Here is a 16,388-nt window from a genome sequence, read left to right on the forward strand (position 1 = left end):
GCCGGTTTACAGCGGGCGGCGCCCTATGAAAGGCTGGCGCCCCGATTCCCGCGAGACTTGTCCGATGACCGACCCCGCCGCAGCCCGCGCCGCCTTCCGGCGGCTCCACGAGAGCGGCTGCTTCGTGATGCCGAACCCTTGGGACATCGGCACCGCCCGCTACCTCGCGGCGATGGGTTTTCCGGCGCTCGCCACCACCAGCTCGGGCTTCGCCTTCACCCGCGCCCTGCCGGACACCGACTGGGCGGTGCCCCTCGACGCGATGCTGGCCCACATCGCCGAGATCGCCGCCGCCACCGACCTGCCGGTGAACGCCGATTTCGAATCCGGCTACGCCCACGATCCCGAGGGCGTCGCCCGCAACGTCGCGGCCTGCGTGGCGACCGGCGTCGCCGGCCTGTCGATCGAGGATGCCACGGGCGACCCGAGCCGGCCGCTCTACGACATCCGGGAGGGCGCCGAGCGCATCCGCGCCGCGAAGGCCGCAATCGATGCCTCCGGCACCGGCGTGGTGCTGACCGGCCGGGCCGAATGCTACCTCACCGGCCATCCCGAGCCCCTGCCCGAGGCGATCCGCCGGCTCCAGGCCTATGCCGAGGCCGGGGCCGACGTGGTCTATGTGCCGGGCCCGAAGCGGCGCGAGGACATCCGCACCCTGGTCGAGGCCCTGGCGCCGGTGCCGGTCAACATCCTGATGAGCACCAATCCGGGCCTCAAGGTCGCCGATCTCGAAGGCTTGGGCGTGCGCAGGATCAGCGTCGGCTCGTCGCTGGCGCGGGCGGCCTGGACCGGCTTCATCCGTGCGGCGCGGCGCATCCACGACGAGGGCAGCTTCGGCGGCTTCGACGGCTCGGTCGGTTTCTCCGAGATCAACGGATTCTTCCGCCAAGATCTCAAGAACCGGGACCTGAAGGAGCGGAGCGGCGCATGAATCCCGATCGCGATCCCGTCACCGGCCTGCCGATCGGCCATCCCGTCGCCACGACCGGCCCGGCGCCCGGGCCCGAGAAAATCCGCCTCGACGGGCGCCACGTCTCGATCGTGCCGCTCGATGCGGCGGCGCACGGCGCCGACCTCGCCGAGGGCGCGGTCGGGCCAGGCAAGGAAGCCCTGTGGCAATACATGCCCGCCGGCCCGTTCGACGATCATGCGAGTTTCCAGGCCCATCTCGCGGTTTGCGCGGCCTCGAGCGATCCCCTGTTCTACGCCATCCTGGATGCGCGGTCGGGCAAGGCGATCGGCCACGCCGCGCTGATGCGGATCGACCGGGCGAACCGGGTGATCGAGGTCGGCAACATCCTCTACACCCCGGCCTTGCAGCGCACGCCCGGCGCCACCGAGGCGATGCGGCTTCTGGCCGGTTACGTCTTCGATCTCGGCTATCGCCGCTACGAGTGGAAGTGCAACGCCCTCAACGCCCCGTCCCGGAGCGCGGCGCAGCGCCTCGGCTTCTCCTACGAGGGGCTGTTTCGCCAGGGCATGATCGTCAAGGGCCGCAACCGGGACACGACCTGGTTCTCGATGCTCGATGCCGAGTGGCCGCAGACCCGCCAGGGCTTCGACCGCTGGCTCGATCCCGCCAACCTCGACGGCGGCCAGTCCCTGCGCCTCGGCGCGCTGACGAGCGCGTCGATCCCGGGCGAAGCCTTGCGCCGGGCGACGACCCCCGACGAGGCCGCCCTCGCAGGCCTTCAGGAGGCGGCCTACGCGCCGAACCGCCCGCTCCTCGGCGTCGAGCCGGTCCCGCTCCTCACCCCGGCCGCCGAGGTGCTGGCGCGCTACGAGGTCTGGCTCGCCGACCAGGACGGGGCGCTCGCCGGGGCCCTGGTGCTCGATCCGCATCCCGATCACCTGATGATCTGGAGCGTGTCGGTCGATCCGGCGCACCAGGGCACCGGCCTCGGCAACGCCCTGCTGGCGGCGGCCGAGGCGCGGGCGCGGGACCTCGACCTGTCGGAGTTGCGGCTCTACACCGGGGACAAGCTCGTGCGGAACATCGACTGGTACGCGCGGCGGGGCTACGCCACCGAGCGGGTCGAGGACCTGCCGGACCGGCGCCTGGTCCACATGACGAAGACCCTCGCCTGACGGCGACACGGTTTCACGAACAAGCCCCGCCGCCGAGCGGGGCGCGACGAACGGGAGGATACACATGGCGGGACGGCTGACGGGCAAGCGCGCGGTCGTGACGGCGGCGGGCCAGGGGATCGGACGCGCCATCGCGGCGGCCTTCCTCGCCGAGGGCGCCGAGGTGCTGGCGACCGATCTCGACGCGGGGAAGCTCGAGAGCCTGAAGGGGGCGCAGGCCGCGTCCCTCGATGTCCGTTCGGACGCGGCGGTGGCGGAGTTCGCGAAGGGCGCCGGTCCGGTCGACGTGCTGGTGAACGCCGCCGGCTTCGTCCATCACGGCACCATCCTCGATTGCACCGACGCCGAGTGGGATCTGGCCTTCGACCTCAACGTGCGCTCGATGCACCGCACCATCCGGGCCTTCCTGCCCGGCATGCTGGAGCGCGGCAACGGCTCGATCGTCAACATCGCCTCGGCGGTCGGGGCGGACGCCACCGCGCCGAACCGCTACGTCTACGGCGCCTCGAAGGCGGCGGTGGTCGGTCTCACCAAGGCGGTGGCGCGGGACTTCATCCGCAGCGGCGTGCGGGCGAACGCGATCTGCCCCGGCACGATCCAGTCGCCCTCCCTCGACGAGCGCATCGCGGCCTTGGCTGAGATGAACAAGACTTCGGTCGAGGCCGCCCGCCAGGCCTTCATCGACCGCCAGCCGATGGGCCGACTCGGCACGGCGGAGGAGATGGGGGCGCTCGCCGTCTACCTCGCCTCGGACGAATCCCGCTTCACCACCGGCCAGACCCACGTCGCCGATGGCGGCTTCACGCTCTGAGGGAGACGCTTCGATGCATATCCTCATCCTCGGCGCCGCCGGCATGGTCGGGCGCAAGCTCCTCGACCGGCTGGTCAAGGACGGCTCCTTGGGCGGCGAGACGATCTCGCGCCTGACCCTGCACGACGTGGTGCCGCCCGAGGCGCCGGCCGGCACAAAAATCCCGGTCTCGCTCTCGGCCTCCGACTTCTCCGATCCCGGCGAGGCCGAGCGCCTGGTCGCCGGCCGCCCGGACGTGATCTTCCACCTCGCCGCCATCGTGTCGGGCGAGGCCGAGGCCGATTTCGACAAGGGCTACCGGATCAACCTCGACGGCACCCGCCGCCTCTACGATGCCGTGCGGGCGATCGGCGAGGGCTACAAGCCCCGCTTCGTCTTCACCTCGTCGGTGGCCGTCTTCGGCGCGCCGATGCCCGACCCGATCCCCGACGAGTACCTGACGGCGCCGCTCACCAGCTACGGCACCCAGAAGGCGATCGGCGAGCTCTTGCTCTCCGATTACTCGCGCCGCGGCATCTTCGACGGCGTCGGCATTCGGCTCCCCACCATCTGCGTGCGGCCGGGCAAGCCCAACAAGGCGGCGTCGGGCTTCTTCTCCGGCATCATCCGCGAGCCGCTCGCCGGCCAGGAGGCGGTGCTGCCGGTCTCCGACCAGGTCCGCCACTGGCACGCCTCGCCGCGCTCGGCGGTCGGCTTCCTCATCCACGCCGCGACGATCGACACCAAGCGACTGGGGGATCGCCGCAACCTGACCATGCCGGGCGTCGGTGCCACCGTCGCCGAGCAGATCGAGGCCCTGCGCCGCGCCGCCGGTGACGCGGCGGTGGCCCGTATCCGCCGCGAGCCCGATCCCACCATCGAGCGCATCGTCGCCGGCTGGCCCCGCACCTTCGATGCCCGGCGGGCGCTGGAGCTGGGCTTCAAGGCCGAGCCCGATTTCGACGCGATCGTGCGGGCGCATATCGAGGACGAGCTGGGCGGGAAGGTGCCGGCCTAGAACACTTCCCCTCCCCCTTGTGGGGAGGGGCCATGGGGATCGAAGATCCCGCGTGGGGGTGGTGCAGGAGGCACCACCTCGCTCTATCCGGCACCACCCCCACCCCCTTACCCCTCCCCACAAGGGGGAGGGGAGGCGCTTCAACTCTCGACGCCGAGCTCTTTCCAAAGCACAAAAAGAAACGGGCGGCACTCGCGTGCCGCCCGTTCTCATTTCCCGTTGACGGACACTTAGCCGCGCTGAGCCACCGTCACGTAATCGCGCTTCGGGGCGCCGGTATAGAGCTGGCGCGGACGGCCGATCTTCTGGGACGGGTCCTCGATCATCTCGGCCCACTGGCTGATCCAGCCGACGGTGCGGGCGAGCGCGAACAGCACCGTGAACATCGAGGTCGGGAAGCCCATCGCCTTGAGCGTGATGCCCGAGTAGAAGTCGATGTTCGGGTAGAGCTTCTTCTCGATGAAGTACTCGTCCTTGAGGGCGATCTGCTCCAGCTCCATCGCGACGTCGAGCAGCGGATCGTCCTTGATGCCGAGCTCGCTCAGCACCTCGTGGGTGGTCTTCTGCATGATGCGGGCGCGCGGGTCGTAGTTCTTGTAGACCCGGTGACCGAAGCCCATCAGGCGGAACGGATCGTTCTTGTCCTTGGCCTTGGCGACGTACTCGCCGACGCGCTCAGGGGTGCCGATCTCGGCCAGCATCTTCAGCGCCGCCTCGTTGGCGCCGCCATGGGCGGGCCCCCACAGGCAGGCGATGCCGGCGGCGATGCAGGCGAAGGGGTTGGCGCCCGAGGAGCCGGCGAGACGAACCGTCGAGGTCGAGGCGTTCTGCTCATGGTCGGCGTGCAGGATGAAGATCCGGTCGAGCGCCCGCGACAGCACGGGGTTCGGCTGGTACTCCTCGCACGGCACCGCGAAGCACATCCGCAGGAAGTTCGAGGTGTAGTCGAGGTCGTTCTTCGGATACACGAAGGGCTGGCCGATCGTGTACTTGTACGCCATCGCCGCGAGCGTCGGCATCTTGGCGATCATGCGCATGGAGGCGACCATGCGCTGCTTCTCGTCCGTGATGTCGGTCGAGTCGTGGTAGAAGGCCGAGAGCGCGCCGACCGAGGCGACCATGACGGCCATCGGGTGGGCGTCGCGGCGGAAGCCCTGGAAGAACCGGTTCATCTGGTCATGCACCATCGTGTGGCGCGTGACGCGGTAATCGAAATCGGCCTTCTGGGCCGCGGTCGGCAGCTCGCCGTACAGCAGCAGGTAGCAGGTCTCGAGGAAGTCGCCGTGCTCGGCCAGCTGCTCGATCGGGTAGCCCCGGTACAGGAGCACGCCCTCGTCACCGTCGATGTAGGTGATCTTCGATTCGCAGGAGGCGGTCGAGGTGAAGCCCGGGTCGTAGGTGAACTGGCCGGTCTGCGCGTAGAGCTTGCTGATGTCGATGACGCTCGGACCGATCGTGCCGGTCTTGGTGGGCATCTCAATCGCGCGGCCGTTCACCGTGAGGGTGCTGGTGGGGAGGCTCATGGGGTTGCGGACCCTTTCCATCAACGTGACTGAGCGTCGGCGCCGTTCCGACCGCGGCCCCCGGTGCAGGGCGGCGACTTTGCTGCGGTTGCTCACTCGGGTTTCCGGTTAGCGGATCGCCGCACCGGCATCAACCGCAGCTCCCCGCCCTGGTGACAGAATTCAGTTTCTGTTCAGGGGTTGTAGGATCACCCCCGCGAATGCGGATTCGCGGGGGTGCGCGGCCCGGTTGCATGTCCGGCAGCGAACGTCCGTCCGCTTCAGACCGCTGCCTCAGGCCGCCGCCTGCTCGCGCAGGCGCTCCAGGCTCTCCTCGCGGCCGAGCACCGCCATCACATCGAAGAGCGGCGGCGAGGTGGTCCGGCCGGTGAGCGCGGCCCGCAGGGGCTGGGCGACCTGCCCGAGCTTGACCCCGGCGCTCTCGGCGAATTGCCGCACCGCACCCTCGGTCGAGGCGGCGGACCACTCGGTCAGGGCCTCGAGATGGGTGAGCGCCCCGGCCAGCCGCTCGCGGCCCCCGTTGCCCAGCAGCCCGGTCGCCTTCTCGTCGAGGGCGAGCGGGCGCGGCGCGTAGAGGTAATAGGCGCTGTCGACGAGCTCGATCAGGGTCTTGGCCCGCTCCTTCAGCCCCGGCATCGCGGCGATGAACTTCTGGCGGGTCTCCGCAGGCAGCGGCGCCGAGAGGCCCCAGCGCGCCCCTTGCGTCGGCAGGATCGCCTCGATCGCCGCGACCAGCGCCTCGTCGGTGGAGGAGCGGATGTAGTGTCCGTTCAGGCTCTCGAGCTTGGCGAAGTCGAACCGGGCCGGCGAGCGCCCGACCTGGGCGAGGTCGAAGGCGGCGATCATTTCCTGCGTCGAAAAGATCTCCTGGTCGCCGTGGCTCCAGCCGAGGCGCACGAGGTAGTTGCGGAGCGCCACCGGCAGGTAGCCGAGGTCGCGATAGGCATCGACCCCGAGCGCGCCGTGGCGCTTCGAGAGCTTGGCCCCGTCCGGCCCGTGGATCAGCGGGATGTGCGACATGTTCGGCACGTCCCAGCCGAGCGCCTGATAGATCTGGGTCTGGCGCGCGCCGTTGGTCAGGTGGTCGTCGCCGCGGATGATGTGGGTCACGCCCATGTCGTGGTCGTCCACCACCACCGCCAGCATGTAGGTCGGCGTGCCGTCCGAGCGCAGCAGGACGAGGTCGTCGAGGTCCTTGTTCTGCCAGACGACCCGGCCCTGCACCGCATCCTCGACCACGGTCTCGCCCTCGGTCGGCGCGCGCAGGCGGATCACCGGCTTGACGCCGGCCGGCGCCTCGGACGGATCGCGGTCGCGCCAGCGGCCGTCGTAGCGGATCGGCCGGCCCTCGCGGCGGGCGGCCTCGCGCATCTCGGTCAGTTCCTCGGGCGTGGCGTAGCAGTAATAGGCCCGGCCGGAGGCGAGCAGCCCCTCGGCCACCTCGCGGTGGCGGCCCGCCCGGGCGAACTGGTAGACCACGTCGCCGTCCCAATCGAGGCCGAGCCAGTTGAGCCCGTCGAGAATCGCCTCGATGGCGGCGTCCGTGGAGCGCTCGCGGTCGGTATCCTCGATGCGCAGCAGCATCCGGCCGCCATGGCGCCGGGCATAGAGCCAGTTGAACAACGCCGTGCGACCCCCGCCGATGTGGAGGAAGCCCGTGGGCGACGGGGCAAAGCGGGTGACGACGGAGGACATGCGCTTCGAGAACCGGGTGAGAGCGAAAAAACGGTGTGGCCGGGGCCGTTAGGGCAGAGTCGGGTGAGTCGACCCGCCGGCGCCGGGTCCTGTAGCATGCGCGAGACGAGCCGTTAAGAAACCGTTGTCCGGGCCGTCTCGTCGCTTGCGGGGCGCGGAATGGCGGGGCCGAGGGCAGGGACGGGAGTCGTGGTGCGCGGTTTCCGCGCGCTGCCGGCGCCCGTTCTCTTGCTGCCGGCGCTCGGCGGCTGGGTCTCGGGCAGCCTCGCCGCGGAGGCCGCCCAGCGCCGGCTGTTCCCCTGGCTGGCGGTGGCCTTCGGGGCCGGGGCGCTCCTGTTCCTCACCGTGGCGGACGGCCCGGTTTTTCTCGCCGCCCCGTTCGGTGTCGGCCTCGCGCTCGCCGGGGCCGCCTTCGCCTGCCGGGCGCGGGCGGTGGCGCCGGCCATCCTGCTCGCCGCCGCCTTCCTGTCCCTCGGCTTCGCCGCCGCGGCCACACGCACGATGAGCGTCGCCGCGCCGGTGCTCGCCCGCACGGTGATCGCGCCGCTCCACGGCTTCGTCGAGGCGCTGGAGGAGCGCGAGGAGGGGGCGCGGCTGGTGGTGCGGGTCACGCGGCTCGGCGAGATGGCGGCACCTGAGCGCCCGACCCGGGTGCGGGTCTCCTATCGCCGCGCCGACGGCATCAAGCCCGGCGACTACATCGAGGCCAAGGCGCGGCTGCTGCCCCCGCCGGAGCCGGCGCGGCCGGGCGGCTATGATTTCGCCCGCGACGCCTACTTTCGCGGGATCGGCGCCGTCGGCTCGCTGCTCGGGCAAGCGGCCATCAAACCGCCGCCCGAGCCGGCGCCGCTCTCCCTGCGCCTCGCCGCCGGCCTCGACGAGGCGCGCAACGCGCTCACCCGCCGCATCGCCGAGTCGAACGGGGGGCAGGCGGGGGCGGTGGCGGCGGCCCTCGTCACCGGCAAGCGCGGCCTCATCGACCAGCCCACCAACGACGCCCTGCGGGCGGCCGGGATCTACCACGTCGTTTCGATCTCCGGTCTCCACATGGTGCTGGCCGCCGGCGTGGTGTTCTGGCTCGCCCGGGCGCTCCTCGCCTTAGGCCCGGGGCTGGCGCTCTCCTGGCCGATCAAGAAGATCGCCGCCGCCTTCGCGATGGTCGGGGTCACCGGCTACTGCGCCTTCTCGGGCTGGGACCTCGCCGCCGAGCGCTCGCTGGTGATGACCCTGGTGATGCTGGGCGCGATCTTGGTCGACCGGCCGGCGCTCAGCCTGCGCAACCTGGCGCTGGCGGCGCTGATCTCGCTCGCCCGCGAGCCGGAAGGTCTCCTGGGCCCGAGCTTCCAGATGTCGTTCGGGGCGGTGGCCGGGCTCATCGCCTGCGCCCGGCTGATCGACGGACGGCTCTGGAACCCGGAAGGCGCCGGGCCGATCACCCGGGCGCTCGCCTGGTGCCTCGCCACGGTGATCGGCACGCTCGCCACCACGCTCGTCGCGCAGATCGCTACCGCACCCTTCGCCACCTACCACTTCCAGACCGTCCAGCCCTTCGGCCTCGTCGGCAACGCCCTGACCCTGCCGCTCGTCTCGCTGGTGGTGATGCCGGCAGCCGTGCTCGGCATCCTGGCCACCCCCTTCGCCCTCGACCGGCCGGTCTGGTGGACGATGGGGCTGGCCGTGCGCGGGATGATCGACATCTCGGCCTGGATCGAGGGCTTCGATCGCGCCACCCTCGTGCTGCCGGCCTTCGGCCCGGGCGCGCTCGGGCTGATGACGGTGGCGTTGCTGCTGCTGGTGCTGCCGGTCTCAGGGCTACGCTGGCTCGGCCTCATTCCCGGACTTCTCGGCATCGCACTCGCCGCGAGCCCGGTGCGGCCGGACCTCTATGTCGACCGCGAGGGCGGCGGCGCGGCCCTGCGCGGGGCCGACGGCCGCCTCGTGGTGTTGGGCAAGCCCCCCGCCTTCGGGCTCGAGCAATGGCTGAAGGCCGACGGCGACGGCCGCTCCCGCGAGGACCCCGGACTGAGTGCCGGCGCCCGCTGCGACAAGCTCGGCTGCGTCGGCCACGGGCCCGGCGGCGTGAGCGTGGCGCTGGTGCGCGACAAGCGCGCCTTCCCGGAGGATTGCGCCCGGGCGACCGTGGTGATCTCGCGCCTGGAGGCGCCGCCGGGTTGCGCCGCCAAGCACGTCCTCGACCGGATATTTCTCGCCGCGCACGGGGCGACGACCTTGCGCTTCACGGCGGAGGGAGCGGTGATCGAGACGGCCAAGCGGCCAGGCGAGACGCGGCCGTGGCGGCCGGCGCCCGTCGTGAAGGCGGCGGGACCGCCCGCCCCACCGGTGCCGGGTCCGGCGCCTCGCCCGGCGCCGGCTCCGCCGGAGGGTGAGGCGGAGGAGGGGCAGGGCGAGCCGTGAGGCGGGGCTTCCTTCGGGTCGCTCCCGATGACCGAGGACGCGGGCGAGGGCTGCCGCGCCTGAACCCTCCCCCCTCTGCGGGGGAGGGTGCCCCACGGAGTGGGGCGGGAGAGGGGAACCACGCTTCCGGAGAGGTCGCGACCATGATGACGGGCGCCATACCCGGCATCGTCGCGCTGCCCCTCTCCCGGCCTACTTCGAAGGCCACCCTCCCCCGCAGAGGGGGGAGGGTTATGCGTGGCGGCCGTCACTTCCTGGTTGCGCAACCGACTGTGTCGTATCCCGTGTCGCAACCCGGTTGGGCGGCGCTCTCAACGCCCTGCCGCAGCCCGCCCCTGCGGCGCCTCGTCGACCGCCAGCGTGCCGAGATAGGTCTCGACCACCCGGGCATCACCCTGGAGCGTGCGGCTGTCGCCCTGGAGCACGACGCGGCCGCCGTCGAGGACGTAGCCGTGATCGGCGATCTGGAGCGCCGCGCGGGCGTTCTGCTCGACGAGGAGGATCGCCACCCCTTCGTCGCGCAGGCGCGCCACCGTGCGCATCACCTCGGCGACGATCAGCGGGGCGAGGCCGAGGCTCGGCTCGTCGAGCATCAGCAGGCGCGGCCGGCCCATGAGGGCGCGGGCCATGGCGAGCATCTGGCGCTCGCCGCCCGAGAGCGTGCCGGCGTGCTGGCGCCGGCGCTCGGCGAGGCGGGGGAAGAGCCGGTACATCTCGCCGATGTCGCCGCCGCCGCCTTTGCCGCGGAACCGGAAGGCGCCGAGCTTCAGGTTGTCCTCGACGCTCATCGTGGCGAACAGCTCGCGCCGCTCGGGGATCAGGCTCAGGCCCTGCGCCACCCGCGCCTCGACGGGCAGCCGCGTCAGGTCGCTCCCCTCGAACAGGATGCGGCCGCGGGCCGGCAGCACCCCCATCAGGGCGTTCAGCAGCGTGGTCTTGCCGGCGCCGTTGGCGCCCAGCACCGTGACGAGCCGCCCGGGCGCGACGCTGAGCGAGATGCCCCGCACCGCCTCGACCTTGCCGTAGGCGACCGACAGGTTCTCCGCTTCGAGCATGGCCTGCGTCATGCGGCGCTCCCCAGATAGGCCTCGACCACCGCCGGATCGCGGCGCACGGTGGCGGGCGCGCCCTCGCACAGCTTGGCGCCGAAATTCATCACCACCAGCCCGTCGGCGAGCCCCATCACGAAATCCATGTCGTGCTCGACGAGCAGGATGCCGAGGCCTTCCTGGCGCAGGCGGCGCAGCAGGTCGCCGAGCGCCTGCTTCTCCTGGTGGCGAAGCCCGGCGGCCGGCTCGTCGAGGAGGAGGAGCTGGGGGCCGAGGCAGAGCGCCCGGGCGATCTCGACGATGCGCTGCTGGCCCAGCGCCAGGCTGCCCGCCGGCAGGTCGCGGCAGGCGGAAAGCCCCACCCGGGCGAGCTGGCTCTCGGCCTCGGCGAAGAGCGCGGCTTCTTCGGCCGCATCGAGGCCGAGCGCGCCGCGGACCGGACCGGCGGAGCCGCGCAGGTGAGCGCCCAGCGCCACGTTCTCGATCACCGACATGCCGGCGACGAGCTTGACGTGCTGGAAGGTGCGGGCGCAGCCGAGCCGGGCGATGCGCCGGGCCGGCAGGCCGGTCACCTCGCGGCCCCCGAGCCGGACCGCCCCGGAGGTCAGCCGCGCGACGCCGGTGACGAGGTTGAAGGTGGTGCTCTTGCCCGCCCCGTTCGGTCCGATCAGTGCCACCACCTCGCCGGCCTCGACCGAAAAGCCGATGTCGTTGACCGCGACGAGGCCGCCGAAGGTTTTTCTGAGGTTCGCGGCCTCCAGCAGGACCGTGCCGGCGGCGGCGGCCGGGCGCGGCGCCAGGGGCTCCGCGGCCGGCCCGCGATCCGGCGGCCCCGAGACCGTGCGGCGGACGATCAGCGGCCACAACCCGTCGGGTGCGCGCTGGAGCATCAGCACCAGCAGCACCCCGAACACGATCGCCTCGAAGTTGCCCTGACTGCCGAAGACCAGCGGCAGCACGTTCTGGAGCTGGTCCTTCAGCACCGTCACCAGCACGGCGCCGAACACGCCGCCGCCGATCGAGCCGGCCCCGCCGATCACCGCCATCAGCAGGTACTCGATGCCGGCATTGATGCCGAACGGCGTCGGGTTGATGGCGCGCTGGATATGGGCGTAGAGCCAGCCCGAGAGCGCCGCCAGCACCGCCGCATAGACGAAGGCGACGATCTTCACCCGCGCCGTGTCGACCCCGAAGGATTCCGCCGCGACGACCCCGCCCTTCAGCGCCCGGATCGCCCGGCCGGTGCGCGAGCGCAGCAGGCGGTGGGTGAGCCAGAGGCAGATCCCGAGGAACCCCCAGGTGAGGAGCAGCGCCTCGCCCCCGCCGAGGACGGGATAGCCGAGGATCGTGATCGGTGGCAGGCCGGTCAGGCCGTCGTAGCGGCCGAGCGCGTCGGTGTTGCCGAGCACGTAGAAGAACGAGATGTTCCAGGCGATCGTGCCGAGCGGCAGGTAATGGCCCGACAGGCGCAGGGTGATCGCGCCGATGACCCAGGCGGCGATGCCCGACAGCAGCAGCGCCACCGGCAGCGACAGCCAGGGCGACAGCCCTCCTTGGGTGGTCAGGAGCGCTGTCGCGTAGGCGCTGATGCCGACGAACATCGCCTGCCCGAAGGAGGTGATGCCCGCGACCCCGGTGAGCACGACGAGGCCGGTGACCACGATCGCCGAGAGGCCGGCATAGGTGAGCAGCGTGAGCCAGAACGGCGGCACGCCGGGCAGGAACGGCAGGGCGACGACGGCCAGCGCAGTCAGGCCGGCCAGAATGCCGGTGGGCGTGAGGCGGGCGGGCATCTTACTCTTCGTCCTCGATCGGGGCCGAGCGCAGGGAGCGCCAGAGCAGGACCGGGATGATCGCCATGAACACGATCACCTCCTTGAAGGCGCTGGCCTCGAACGAGGCGACGGATTCGATGATGCCGACGAGGATCGCCGCGGCCGCCGCCGCCGGATAGCTCGCGAGCCCGCCGATGATCGCCGCGACGAAGCCCTTGAGGCCGATGAGGAAGCCGGTGTCGTAATAGACCGTGGTCAGCGGCGCGATCAGCACGCCCGAGAGCGCCCCGATGAAGGCCGCGACCGAGAAGCTGAGCCGGCCGGCGAGCGAGGGCGCGATGCCCATCAGCCGGGCCCCGAGCCGGTTGACCGCGGTGGCGATCAGCGCCTTGCCGAGCAGCGTGCGCGAGAAGAACAGCCACAGCCCGACGATGATCGCCAGCGTCAGGCCGATCATCCACAGCGACTGCCCGCTGATGAGCAGGGGCCCGGCCGGGAACGAGGCCTCCGACAGCGGCGGGGTGCGCGAGCCCTCCGCGCCGAAGAAGACGAGGCCGAGGCCCGTCAGCGCCAGATGGACGCCGACCGAGGCGATCAGCAGCACCAGCACCGAGGCATGGGCGAGCGGCCGGAACGCCACCGCGTGCATGAAGCCGCCCATCGGGGTCACGATGGCCAGCGTCACCAGGATCTCGACGAGGAGCCCCGGCTTCATCGGCGCCAGGATCCAGGCCGCGGCGGCGACGAGGGCCGGGAGCGCAAGGTCCCGGAGCGCGAGGCGCAGCAACGTCCGCCGGTCGAGGGTGTGGCGGCCCTCCGCGCAATCGGCCAGGAAGGCGAGGCCGCCGAGGCCGAGGAGCAGCGGCACGGTGCCCGGCAGGGTGCCGGCCTCCAGGCTCGCCAGCGTCAGCGCCCCGTAGGCGACGAACTCGCCCTGCGGGATCAGGATCACCCGGGTGACGGTGAAGACCAGGACCAGCGACAGGGCGATCAGCGCGTAGATCGCGCCGTTCACGACGCCGTCCTGGAGGAGGAGAAGGAGGATCGTGGCGTCCACGGAATGGTATCCTGGGCGTCGTGGGAGATGTCGAATTTTTATGTCTATCCCACACGCGACCTCATCCTGAGGTGCGAGTGAAACGAGCCTCGAAGGAGGGCTCCAGTGATCGCAGAGATGTCTGGAGCCCTCCTTCGAGGTCAGTCCATCTGCGATGGACTGACACCTCAGGATGAGGTGGAGGAAGGGATCGTTGCCGGCGCGATTGGCGCGGCCCTACCCGTCAATTCGTCGCCGACAACAGCTTCCACTTGCCGTTCTCGATCGTCACCATCACGCGGGCGCGGTCGTCCTGGCCGACATGGTCGGTAGGGGTCATGTTGACGACGCCGTTGGTGTAGACGACGTCCTTCAAGCCCTCGATCGCGTCGCGGAGCGCCGAACGGAACTCAGGGGTACCCGGCTTGGCGGTCTTGAGCGCCACCGGGATCGCGTTCGCCAGCAGCACCTCGGCATCGTAGGCGTGGCCGCCGAAGGTCGCGAGCGAGCCCGCCCCGAATTTCGCCTCGTAGGCCCTGGTGTAGTCGAGGGCGACCTTGCGCACCGGGTTCGATTCGGGAAGCTGCTCGGCGACGAGCAGCGGGCCGGCGGGCAGCACCGTGCCTTCCAGGTCCTTGCCGCCGACGCGCAGGAAGTCGGCATTGGCGACGCCGTGGGTCTGGTAGTACTTGCCGGCGTAGCCGCGCTCCTTGAGCGTCTTCTGCGGCAGCGCCGCGGGCGTGCCCGAACCGGCGATCAGCACCGCGTCGGGACGCGCCGCCATCACCTTCAGCACCTGGCCGGTGACGCTGGTATCGGTGCGGGCGTAGCGCTCGGTCGCGGCGAGCTTGATGCCCTTGGCCTCGAGCCGCGGGGTGATCTCGGCGAGCCAGCCGTCGCCATAGGCGTCGTTGAAGCCGATGAAGCCGACCGACTTCACCCCCGCCTTGGCCATGTGTGTGGCGATCGCCTCGGCCATCAGGCCGTCGTTCTGCGGCGCCTTGAACACCCAGCGGCGCTTGTCGTCCATGGGAGCGACGATCTTGGACGAGGCCGCCAGGCTGATCATCGGCACCTTGGCCTCGGCCGCGACCTCGACCATGGCGAGCGAGACCGGCGTCACCGAGGAGCCGACGATGGCGTCGACCTTGTCATCGCTCGCGAGCTTGCGCGCGTTGGCGACGCCCTTGGTGGTGTCGGTGGCATCGTCGAGGACGATCCACTCGACCTTCTGGCCGCCGATCTCGGTCGGCAGCAGCGTCATGGTGTTGGCCTGCGGGATGCCCAGCGAGGCCGCCGGGCCGGTCTTGGCGATGGTGACGCCGATCTTGATCGGCTGTGCCAGCACGGGTCCGGCCAGAACGGTGCCGGCCAGAAGAGGGCCGATAAGGGCGAGCGCCCAGACGATGCGCCTCATGGTCATGTCCTCCCATTCGGAGCCGCGCCGGTTGGAGCCCGGTCGCCGGCATCGCGCGCCTCGTTGGGCCCGCGGATCGTTGCTTTGCAATTCCCCGCGGCCGCCGTCCACCCTGGCGTTCGGCTAACGGCATCCGCGTTTGACTTCGTTCCCCGGGGTTTATAATTTACCGTCCGGTTGGTCAATAGATCGCGCCGGCGGCTCCGAAGGGCTCGACACGGCGGGACGGGGAGGGCGTAACCACATGAGCGAGACGAGCGAGACCTTGGTACTGACGGAGCGCCACGCGGGTTACCGCGTGCTGGTGCTCAACCGGCCCGACCGGCTCAACGCCTTCAACGAGCCGCTGCACCTCGCCCTCCGCGAGGCGCTCGGCGCCGCCGCCGCCGATCCGGAGTGCCGGGCGCTGATCCTCACCGGGGCGGGGCGCGGCTTCTGCGCCGGCCAGGACCTCTCGGCCCGCAACTTCGCGCCCGACGTCGTGCCGGACCTCTCCCGGACCCTCGCGGAATTCTACAACCCGCTGGTCAAGCAGATCCGCGACCTGCCGATGCCGCTGATCTGCGCCGTCAACGGCGTGGCGGCGGGGGCGGGCGCCAGCCTCGCCTTTCACGGCGACCTCGTGCTGGCCGCGCGCTCGGCCAAGTTCCTCCAGGCCTTCGCCAAGCTCGGGCTGATCCCGGATGCCGGCGGCACCTGGCTGCTGCCGCGCCTCGCCGGCCGGGCCCGGGCCCGCGGCATGGCGCTCCTGGCCGAGCCGATCACCGCCGAGCAGGCGGAAGCCTGGGGCATGATCTGGCGGGTGATCGACGATGCCGACCTGATGGCCGAGGCGCATCGGCTGGCCGCGCAACTGGCGCAGGCGCCGACCTACGGTCTCGCCTTGATCCGCCGCGCCCTCGACGCCTCGGAGACGAACGACCTCGACCACCAACTCCAGGTCGAGAGCGAGTTGCAGGGCGAGGCCGGGCGCTCGCCGGATTACCGCGAGGGCGTGGCCGCCTTCCTGGAGAAGCGCCCCGCCCGCTTCACCGGGCGCAAGCGGTGAGCCCGGAGGAGATTGCCCGCGCCTGCGCGGCGGCGATGTGGGCGGAGGACCGGGCGAGCCAGGGACTCGGCATGCGCCTCGACCATGTCGGCCCGGGCGAGGCGGTCCTGTCGATGCGGGTGCGCGACGACATGACGAACGGCCACGGCTCGTGCCACGGCGGCTTCATCTTCGCGCTGGCCGATTCGGCCTTCGCCTTCGCGTGCAACGCCTACGATCAGCGGGCGGTGGCGCAAGCCTGCGCCGTCACCTTCCTGCGGCCGGGGAAGCGCGGCGAGGTGCTGACGGCGCGGGCCGTCGAGCGGGTGCGCGAGGGGCGCTCCGGCATCACCGACGTGACGGTGACCGATGCGGAGGGCCACGTGGTGGCGGAGTTCCGCGGGCATTCGCGGACCGTGCCGGGGACGGTGCGGGCGGGGGAGGGTGGGGCTGTGCCGTCTGCCCGGTCGGAGCCTGGCTGAACGCCGTTACACCCTCGTCCCACCCGCAACCTCATCCTGAGGTGCGACCGAAGGGAGCCTCGAAGGAGGGCTC

13 protein-coding genes are annotated in these 16,388 nt (G+C 71.3%); 7 read left to right on the forward strand and 6 right to left on the reverse strand.

Annotated elements, in window-relative coordinates:
* Nucleotides 1-64: 64 nt before the first annotated feature.
* The 4 genes from HBB12_RS02740 (at nt 65) to denD (ending at nt 3,896) form a co-directional block, all read left to right on the forward strand.
* Nucleotides 65-931, forward strand: coding sequence for an isocitrate lyase/PEP mutase family protein (locus HBB12_RS02740; protein WP_236987953.1), 867 nt, complete (start codon nt 65-67; stop codon nt 929-931).
* Nucleotides 928-2,088 carry a GNAT family N-acetyltransferase gene (locus HBB12_RS02745; protein ID WP_236987954.1) on the forward strand — a complete coding sequence of 387 codons (1,161 nt, stop codon included), beginning with the start codon at nt 928-930 and terminating at the stop codon, nt 2,086-2,088. Before HBB12_RS02740 ends, HBB12_RS02745 begins: the two co-directional genes overlap by 4 nt.
* A gap of 64 nt (nt 2,089-2,152) precedes the next feature.
* Nucleotides 2,153-2,899 carry an SDR family oxidoreductase gene (locus tag HBB12_RS02750; protein ID WP_236987955.1) on the forward strand — a complete coding sequence of 249 codons (747 nt, stop codon included), beginning with the start codon at nt 2,153-2,155 and terminating at the stop codon, nt 2,897-2,899.
* Nucleotides 2,900-2,912: 13 nt separating this feature from the next.
* Nucleotides 2,913-3,896: a D-erythronate dehydrogenase gene (gene denD, locus HBB12_RS02755; RefSeq protein ID WP_236987956.1), complete on the forward strand. Its 984-nt coding sequence runs from the start codon at nt 2,913-2,915 to the stop codon at nt 3,894-3,896.
* A 230-nt stretch (nt 3,897-4,126) separates the two neighbouring features.
* Here denD and gltA read toward each other — a convergent pair whose 3' ends face one another.
* Both gltA and gltX read right to left on the reverse strand, forming a co-directional pair.
* Nucleotides 4,127-5,419: a citrate synthase gene (gltA, locus tag HBB12_RS02760; protein ID WP_139034974.1), complete on the reverse strand. Its 1,293-nt coding sequence runs from the start codon at nt 5,417-5,419 to the stop codon at nt 4,127-4,129.
* A 273-nt stretch (nt 5,420-5,692) separates the two neighbouring features.
* On the reverse strand, nt 5,693-7,114 hold the full coding sequence (gltX, locus tag HBB12_RS02765; protein WP_236987957.1) for a glutamate--tRNA ligase: 1,422 nt from the start codon (nt 7,112-7,114) through the stop codon (nt 5,693-5,695).
* A gap of 159 nt (nt 7,115-7,273) precedes the next feature.
* Between gltX and HBB12_RS02770 the strand changes: the two genes are divergently transcribed.
* Nucleotides 7,274-9,529, forward strand: a complete 2,256-nt coding sequence (locus HBB12_RS02770) for a ComEC/Rec2 family competence protein (RefSeq protein WP_236987958.1) — start codon at nt 7,274-7,276, stop codon at nt 9,527-9,529.
* Nucleotides 9,530-9,840: 311 nt separating this feature from the next.
* Here HBB12_RS02770 and HBB12_RS02775 read toward each other — a convergent pair whose 3' ends face one another.
* From HBB12_RS02775 to HBB12_RS02790, 4 genes are all read right to left on the reverse strand, one after another.
* On the reverse strand, nt 9,841-10,596 hold the full coding sequence (locus HBB12_RS02775; protein WP_236987959.1) for an ABC transporter ATP-binding protein: 756 nt from the start codon (nt 10,594-10,596) through the stop codon (nt 9,841-9,843).
* Nucleotides 10,593-12,371, reverse strand: a complete 1,779-nt coding sequence (locus HBB12_RS02780) for a branched-chain amino acid ABC transporter ATP-binding protein/permease (protein ID WP_236987960.1) — start codon at nt 12,369-12,371, stop codon at nt 10,593-10,595. The genes HBB12_RS02775 and HBB12_RS02780 overlap by 4 nt, the downstream gene beginning before the upstream one ends.
* A 1-nt stretch (nt 12,372) precedes the next feature.
* Nucleotides 12,373-13,410 (reverse strand): branched-chain amino acid ABC transporter permease, encoded by a 1,038-nt coding sequence (locus HBB12_RS02785; RefSeq protein ID WP_236987961.1) that lies wholly within the window; start codon nt 13,408-13,410, stop codon nt 12,373-12,375.
* A gap of 223 nt (nt 13,411-13,633) precedes the next feature.
* Complete coding sequence (locus HBB12_RS02790) at nt 13,634-14,806, reverse strand: ABC transporter substrate-binding protein (protein ID WP_236987962.1); 1,173 nt, start codon at nt 14,804-14,806, stop codon at nt 13,634-13,636.
* A 244-nt stretch (nt 14,807-15,050) separates the two neighbouring features.
* Here HBB12_RS02790 and paaG point away from each other — a divergent pair, with 244 nt between their 5' ends.
* Both paaG and paaI read left to right on the forward strand, forming a co-directional pair.
* Nucleotides 15,051-15,854: a 2-(1,2-epoxy-1,2-dihydrophenyl)acetyl-CoA isomerase PaaG gene (paaG, locus tag HBB12_RS02795; RefSeq protein WP_236987963.1), complete on the forward strand. Its 804-nt coding sequence runs from the start codon at nt 15,051-15,053 to the stop codon at nt 15,852-15,854.
* 35 nt (nt 15,855-15,889) lie between these two features.
* Nucleotides 15,890-16,315, forward strand: coding sequence for a hydroxyphenylacetyl-CoA thioesterase PaaI (gene paaI, locus HBB12_RS02800; protein WP_236992639.1), 426 nt, complete (start codon nt 15,890-15,892; stop codon nt 16,313-16,315).
* The last annotated feature ends 73 nt before the right edge of the window (nt 16,316-16,388 follow it).

The organism is Methylobacterium sp. SyP6R, assembly GCF_019216885.1.
GTDB lineage: Bacteria > Pseudomonadota > Alphaproteobacteria > Rhizobiales > Beijerinckiaceae > Methylobacterium.